General features: G+C 72.1%; 5 protein-coding genes and 1 pseudogene. 3 read left to right on the forward strand and 3 right to left on the reverse strand.

The genetic code is table 11. The features are described 5' to 3' along the window. Nucleotides 1–334: 334 nt before the first annotated feature. Nucleotides 335–1,105 carry a hypothetical protein gene (locus D7W79_RS36125; RefSeq protein ID WP_147442227.1) on the forward strand — a complete coding sequence of 257 codons (771 nt, stop codon included), beginning with the start codon at nt 335–337 and terminating at the stop codon, nt 1,103–1,105. Between the two features lie 24 nt (nt 1,106–1,129). Here the strand turns inward: D7W79_RS36125 and D7W79_RS36130 are convergent, their stop codons facing one another. Continuing rightward, complete coding sequence (locus tag D7W79_RS36130; RefSeq protein ID WP_147442228.1) at nt 1,130–2,239, reverse strand: hypothetical protein; 1,110 nt, start codon at nt 2,237–2,239, stop codon at nt 1,130–1,132. A gap of 41 nt (nt 2,240–2,280) precedes the next feature. Further along, on the reverse strand, nt 2,281–4,323 hold the full coding sequence (locus D7W79_RS36135) for a c-type cytochrome (RefSeq protein WP_120529849.1): 2,043 nt from the start codon (nt 4,321–4,323) through the stop codon (nt 2,281–2,283). A 253-nt stretch (nt 4,324–4,576) separates the two neighbouring features. On the opposite strand from D7W79_RS36135, the gene D7W79_RS36140 reads away from it, so the two are divergent. Both D7W79_RS36140 and D7W79_RS36145 read left to right on the forward strand, forming a co-directional pair. Continuing rightward, entirely contained in the window at nt 4,577–6,109 is a 1,533-nt protein-coding gene (locus D7W79_RS36140; RefSeq protein WP_120529847.1) for a sensor histidine kinase, read from the forward strand. Continuing rightward, nucleotides 6,106–6,819, forward strand: a complete 714-nt coding sequence (locus tag D7W79_RS36145; protein WP_120529848.1) for a response regulator transcription factor — start codon at nt 6,106–6,108, stop codon at nt 6,817–6,819. Before D7W79_RS36140 ends, D7W79_RS36145 begins: the two co-directional genes overlap by 4 nt. 18 nt (nt 6,820–6,837) lie before the next feature. Here D7W79_RS36145 and D7W79_RS36150 read toward each other — a convergent pair. Beyond that, nucleotides 6,838–7,048: pseudogene (locus D7W79_RS36150) on the reverse strand (class I SAM-dependent methyltransferase); the annotation flags it as partial.

The following is a 7,048-nucleotide window of genomic DNA, read 5'->3' on the forward strand; positions in this document are numbered from 1 at the left end:
GGTGCGGCCTTGGGAGCGGGCTTGCCGGGTTCGCTCCAGGACTCGTCGGGGGTCGCGCTCCGGGAGGGAGGAAGGGGCGCCTGGGCTCGCGCGGGAACGGTTGGCGCCAGGGCCAGGACCGACAAGGTGAGGAGACCGGGGAGGCGCATGGTGGAAGAAGGCAGGCAGCCTAGCCCACGCTCTGGCCCTGAACGAGGCCGGCCTGCCCGACCTCTCTCCCTCCATCCGGTCGCGTCCGGAAAGCGGCAGCCGCGCCACAATGCTGATGACGGGGGCCGGGCCCGGTCTACCATCCGCGCCCGCGCGCATGGCGTCGGTGAGGAGAGCAGACGGGATGAGGGTCGGACGGGGTGCACTGCTGATGGCGCTCGCCCTGGGCGCGTGCAGCAGGCCCGGTGCGGGCACGAACACGTCGGATGCGGGGACGCTCACCGGGCTGCCGGGACGGCCGTCCACGCTGACCGTGCCCGCGTGCGAGGAGCTGCTGCCGGCGGACCTGCGCGACCTCACGCTGAACGGCTTCACGATGAAGGAGGAGCGCGCGTGTCCCACGTGCGGGCCGCTGTGCTCGCTGCGTTCGGCGGCGCTCCCGGACGTGGCCGTGTCGGTGGCGTATGACTGCCAGCCGCACTACGCGAACGCGGATGTGCGCACGCTGCTCGCGCCCACGCTGAACGCGGGCGGCGAGGAGATTCCAGCGCTGGGCCGGGCCGCCGCGCGCCGCAATCCCGTGCAGGGCATGACGCAGGTGGTGGCGTGGGATGACGACACGCCGTGCGTCGTCGTCGTGACCTGGCTGGGGGATGACCCCGACCGTGCGCTGGACGTGGCCCGCATCGCGGTGACGTCGCACCACGGCATGCTGGAACCGACGGCGGACGCGGGCACGGAGCTTCCGGCCGACGCGGGAGACAGCCTCCTCCTGGATGCGCCGCTGGAGCCGTTGGACAGCCTCACCGCGCCGCGCACGGGAACGCCGGACATGCTCTCCGCGCCCGCGGGCTCGGGCTCGGTGCCGCCGCGGCCCGTCGCCGCCCCGCGTCCCGCGGCGAAGGCGCCGGTGGTTCCGAAGCCGGCCACGCCCGGTGTCCCCGACGCCGGCTAGGCTGTCATCGCCTGACGGCCCTTCTCAGTAAGGCCACTTCGCGATGGCATAGGCGTGGGTCACCTTGTGATTGAGCCACACCAGCAGCAGCGCCACGGTCCAGCGCATGGCCACGGGGCGCGTGGCCAGCCAGTCACCCGCGACGAACATCACCGGGAAGAGCACCGCGCCGAAGCGGAAGGCGTTTCCCAGGTCGCCCTGAGGCAGCATCACCAGCAGTGACAGCAGGGCATAGAGGCCCAGCGCGCGGTCGCGGCGCCACAGCACCACCGCGAACACCAGCCACACCGCCCCGAAGACATTTCGCAGCACCAGCCAGCCGTTGAAGCCCCGGTGCCAGGGATTGCCGAACCACAGTCCCCGGATGGCGCCCCAGACCGAGTCCACGTGGTTCCACTCCCGCTGCGCCTTCAAGAACATGAAGGGGTCACCGGAACGGCTCCACTCGAAGACGAGCAGCCCCGTGAACGCGAGCAGCGCCCCACACCCCATGAGGCCGAACCGCACGAAGCGCTCGCGCCACGACGGCTCGCGCATGGCCGCCAGGAGCGCGGCGGCGATCGCCACGAAGCAGCCCTGGTTGCGGGTGAAGATGCAGAGCGCGACCAGCACGGCGGCAGGCAGCAGCCGCCCACGCGCGGCACACGCCAGCGCCCCGAACGACAGGAGCAGGAAGAGCCCCTCCGTGTGGTGCGAGTGCAGCGCGAAGCTGGCGGGACCGTAGAGGAAGACGAACCATCCCCAAGGCGTCCGGGCACTCAGCCCTTCGTGCCCGGGCTCCTGCCGCGCCAGGTGGGTGTTCCACGCGACGAAGCCCAGCAGGCATGCCGTGGACAGGGCCGTGCCGACGACCTGGGGAGGCAGGGTGCCCCCCAGCGCCAGCCGCACCAGCCAGACCAGCCCCGGGTACAGCGGCAGGAAGGCCCACAGGGGCCATGAGTAGCCGTCCAGGACCAGCGTGCTGTAGTGGTGCGAGTCCCAGCGGTCCAACAGCAGGAGCACGGGGATGTCCCGGCGCCAGGACGTCCAGGCCCAGAGCCCGAAATGATGGACCAGGACCAGCACCACGAGCACCCAGGGCGCATACCCCACCCTGGGATGGGATTCATCCGTGGCCTGTGAGGAGAAACCCATGAGCGGCGGGGACCATGCCCCCGCCGTCATCGGTCAGGCAACTACAACGTCTCCAGGTACGCCACCAGGTCGTCCACGTCGGCGTCGGACAGCCCCGCCGTCATGCCGTGCTGGTTCGTCTCGCGGCCGTTCATCAGGCGGGCCCGGAGCGAGGGCGCGCTGCCGTCGTGCAGGTACGGCGCGGTGCGGCCCACTCCCAGCAGCGACGGCGTGTTGAGCCCTGCCTGGATGACCGCCGCCGCGTCCTGCAGCACGCCGGAGCGCACGAACGTGCCCACGTCCACGTTGGTGTTGTTCGTGAACGCAGTGCCCGTGTGACAGGTGTCGCACTTCGCCTGCGTGAAGAGGGCGGCTCCACGCGCCTGGGACGCCGTCAGCGGCTCGCCTCGGGACGCGTTGTCCGTCGCGGGGATGGCGTCGATGAACGCGCCCAGCTTCGCCACCGTGTCCGCGTCCAGTTCCTGGCCGCCCATGCGGTCCTTCACCGTGGCGCTCATGAAGTCCCCCAGCGCGGAGAACTCGCCGCTCCAGTGGAAGGGCGCCGTGGCCGTCGTCATGCGGCCCGCCAGGCTGGGCGTCTGGCGCGGCCCGTCCGGGAAGCCCCACACGTGGCCGTCCTCGCGGCCCTCCAGGTGGCACGACGCGCAGGACACCGCCACGGACGGGCTGGTCATCCGCGCATCCACCGCGCTGAAGAACAACCGCCGGCCCTCCGCCGCCAGCGGCGACAGCGTGTCGCCCGCGATGACCAGGCGCTCGCCCTCTTCGCGGATGTCCCCCGACCCGCTCACCAGCGTGCTGACCGTGTGGTCGAACGCGTTGTAGACGTACGCCTTGTGCCCGTCCCGCGTGAGCGCGATGCCGTTGGGCCCCGCGCCCACCTCCACCAGCTGCCGCACCGGGCTCGACTCGTTCGGAAGGTCCGACCCGGAGCGCCGGAACGAGGGCAGGATGGCCACGTTGTTCGACTCCTGGTTCACCAGGAACAGCCACGCGCCCGTGGGGTCCACCACCGCCGCCGACGGTCCCTGGAGGGGCGTCAAGAACGAGGGGCTCGCGATGAGCGACGTCGGGTAGTCCGGCTTCTCCTCCGGCGGCGGCCTGCACTGGTCCAGGTCGTCCACCACCGGCCGGGGGGCCTCATCCTCCGTGTCGAAGGTGACCAGGCCCGCCGCCACCACGCCGCCGCCCGCCGCCGCGCCGCAGGGCGTCCCGCCGCCGTACATGGAATCGCCCGGATCCGGGCTGCGGCCGTCCACGGGGCCGCCCAGCGGATCCTCGCGCGACCACAGCACCGGCGCGAAGAGGCGCCGTCCATCCGGCGCGCTCAGGAGGTCCACCATGCCGCGCGCCCGGAAGGAGCGCGGGCCCTGCTGGGAACCGGGAGGCAGCGGGGTGTCCATCGCCACGGCGGGCGAAGGAGCCACGAGGGGCCGGGTGGACGGCAGACGGTTGGCCTTCGTGTTCAGGTCCGTGCCGTCGCGCATCACCTTGGGCTGGTTCGCGTCCGACAGGTCCACCGTCACCACGTCGCCCTGCCGGAACAGCGACACCGCCGCCTTGCGGCCGTCCTCCAGCAGCGCGATGCCGCGAGGCTCCTCGCCCAGCGGCAGCTCCCAGCGCGCGGTGAGCGTGCCCGTGTCGATGGCGGTGAGGCTGCCCCGCGCGGCGGACTGGCGCGTGGCGCTGTTCACCACGTACAGCGTGCTGCCGTCCGGCGACACCGCGAGCCCCGTGGGCTCCACGCCCACCGGGATGCGCGCGGCCTCCACCGCGTCACCCTTGCGGATGACGGACACGCTCCTGCCGCCCCGGTTCGTCACGTACACGGTGTCGTCCGGGCCCACCGTCACGCGCTCCGGGCGCGGGCCCACCCGCACCTCGGACACCTTCTCCCGGCGCGCGGTGTCCACCACGGCGAGGATGCCGTTGTCCGCGTCCACCACGTAGAGCAGCGAGTCATCCCGGCTGAGCGCCACGGACCCGGAGGCGTTGCTCCAGGTGCCCGCCACCTCGCGCTCCTTGCAGCCCGAAAGCACCAGCGTCGTCACCGCGCACAGCGCGGCCCATCCCTGCCGTCGCATCGGAATCGCCATCCCCTCCCGCGAAGGCGTCGCGCGTGCGTCCAGCCCCTCCTCGCGCGCGGCCCCACGGCCTGTCGGGAGCGTGCCGGCCCAGCTCACACGCCTTCCCGAGGGACGCATGCTCGCCCAGCCGCCCACCGGAAGTCGATGCCCTCCGCACCGGCCGTATGGCTCCGGACAATGTCGGGAACGCTCCCCCACCCCCCAAATGCCGCGAGCACCCGGCCTCCGTCGCGTGTAGACACGGGGGGCCGTGTCACGTCCCGCGCCCGTCATCCTCAGCTTCCGGCGCACGTTCGCGCTGCTCATCCTGCTGGTCGTGCTGCCCTCGGCCGGCCTGTCCGGCTTCGGCGTCGTGGCCATCATCAACGAGCGCGCGGCGGTGGAGAAACGCCTGGAGGCCGCGTGGCGGGGGACGCTGGCGGACCTGTCCGCGGAGGTGCCCCGCGCGCTCAGCCGCGGACGGCTGGAGCCGGTGGGCAACGAGCGGCTGGCGTTCCTCCTGCCGGACGACCAGGAGCTGTCCGACCCGGAGGGCACCTTCCACGTCGAGAACGGGCTCGTGCGCACGAAGGATCCGCAGCTGGCGGAGGCCCTGGCGGCGCTGGTGCCGGAAGCCGCCTCGCTGCCGACGGTGACCACCGTCTTCTCGCTCGCCACGGGAGGCCGCGCGGTGATGGTGGCCGCCGAGCGCCAGGGCGCCTCCGTGCGCGGCGTGCGGCTGTCGGGCATCGCGCTGGACGCGCTCCTGTCGGACAAGGCGCAGGGGCGGACCACGTCGGAGCCCGTGCGCTTCACGCTTCTGCCCGTGCCGCGCGACACCGCCGGCGAGGGCGGGCTCGTCAACCGGCTGATGTCGGAGGTGGCCCAGGCGCGGCAGAACGCGCTGGGGCCGCCGGTGCTCGCGGAGCGGGTGCTGTCCGCGCCCTTGCAGGACTTCCGCCTGGTGGTGCTGCCCATGGGCGAGGACCCGGTGGCGAGCGCCTCCACGCGCAACCGCGTCGTGTACGGCGTGCTGCTGGGCCTGTTCTACCTGACGCTCACCTTCGGCGTGGCGTACACCGGCCGCGTGCTCTACCGCGAGGCGCGCCTGTCGCGCATGAAGACGGACTTCGTGTCGCTGGTGAGCCATGAGCTGCGCACGCCGCTCACCTCCATCCGCATGTTCATCGAGATGCTGGCCCTGGGCCGGCTGAAGGACCCCGCGCAGAAGCAGGAGGTGCTGGACCTGCTCACGAAGGAGACGGAGCGGCTGTCGGACCTCATCGAGCGGGTGCTGGACTGGGCGCGCATCGAGAGCGGCCGCAAGGTGTACCAGCGCGACTCGCTGCCGGTGACGGACGTGGTGGACGCGGCGGTGGCCGCCTTCCGCACGCAGCGGCTGGGCGACGACATGCAGTTCACCGTGGCGGTGGAGGACGGGCTGCCGAAGGTGGACGTGGACCGGGTCGCGGTGGCGGGCGCGCTGCTCAACCTGTTGCAGAATGCCTACAAGTACAGTGGGCCCACGAACCGCAGAATCGCCCTCCGGGCACAAAGAGACGGCGGATACGTGAACCTGTCGGTGGAGGACAACGGGGTGGGAATCGCCAGGAAGGACCGCAGGCGCATCTTCGAGCGCTTCTACCGGGTGGACAACCTGCTCACGCGCAAGACGGAGGGCAGCGGCCTGGGGCTCGCCATCAGCAAGCGCATCGTGGAGGCGCACGGTGGCCGCATCCTGCTGAAGAGCGAGCCCGGCCAGGGCAGCTGCTTCACCCTCCAGCTCCCGGTGAGCCGCGCATGAGCACGTCCGTCCCGCAAGAGGAGAAGCCCCGGCGCATCCTGGTGGTGGAGGACGACCTGTCCATCCTCACCGGCGTGTCCATGAACCTGCGCTTCGAGGGCTACGAGGTGCTGCAGGCCCAGGACGGCCGCACGGGCCTGGCCAAGGCGCTGGACGAGGCGCCGGACCTGCTGGTGCTGGACCTGATGCTGCCGGAGCTCAACGGCTACGAGGTGATTCGCGAGCTGCGCCAGCGCGGCCGCGACACGCCCGTGGTGGTGCTGTCCGCGCGGGGCCAGGAGTCGGACAAGATATTGGGCCTCAACCTGGGCGCGGACGACTACGTGGTGAAGCCCTTCGGGCTCCAGGAGCTGCTCGCGCGCATCAAGGCGGTGCTGCGCCGCAGGTTCGGGGCCACGGGCACCGCGCCGCCGCCGGTGACGTTCGGGGACGTGAAGGTGGACCTGTCCCAGCGCACGGTGGCGCGCGACGGGCAGCCCGTGGACCTGACGGCGCAGGAGTTCAAGCTGCTGGCGCACTTCCTGGCGCACCCGGGCCGCACCTTCACCCGCGAGGAGCTGCTGTCCGGCGCGTGGGGCTACCACTACGAGGGCAGCGCGCGCACGGTGGACAACTTCATGCGCCAGCTGCGGCTGAAGTTCGAAGCGGATCCAGAGGCGCCCCGGCACTTCCTCACGGTGCGCGGGCTGGGCTACCGCTTCGAGCGCTGAGGCGCGCGGCCGTCGGCGTCACGTTCCGGCGACGCCAATCTGCCGCAGGTCCTCCAGGTCGAAGGGCTTGCCGTCGAAGCGGCCAAAGCGCTCGCGCAGGGTGAGGCCGCTGGCGGTGAGGGCGGTCTCCAGCTCCTCGGGGAGGAAGTGGCGCAGCTTGAGGCGGCGGATGGGGCTCTGGCCGCCGGCGGGGCGCCGCTCGCGCAGGTGCAGGGCGAAGAGGGGGCGG

The organism is Corallococcus exercitus (assembly GCF_003611585.1).
Lineage (GTDB): Bacteria > Myxococcota > Myxococcia > Myxococcales > Myxococcaceae > Corallococcus > Corallococcus exercitus.

Bases quoted from the DNA above. Each gene is read 5' to 3' on its own strand.
- D7W79_RS36125 (WP_147442227.1), top strand. From the start codon at position 335: ATGAGGGTCGGACGGGGTGCACTGCTGATGGCGCTCGCCCTGGGCGCG.
- D7W79_RS36130 (WP_147442228.1), bottom strand. From the start codon at position 2,239: ATGGGTTTCTCCTCACAGGCCACGGATGAATCCCATCCCAGGGTGGGG.
- D7W79_RS36135 (WP_120529849.1), bottom strand. From the start codon at position 4,323: ATGCGACGGCAGGGATGGGCCGCGCTGTGCGCGGTGACGACGCTGGTG.
- D7W79_RS36145 (WP_120529848.1), top strand. From the start codon at position 6,106: ATGAGCACGTCCGTCCCGCAAGAGGAGAAGCCCCGGCGCATCCTGGTG.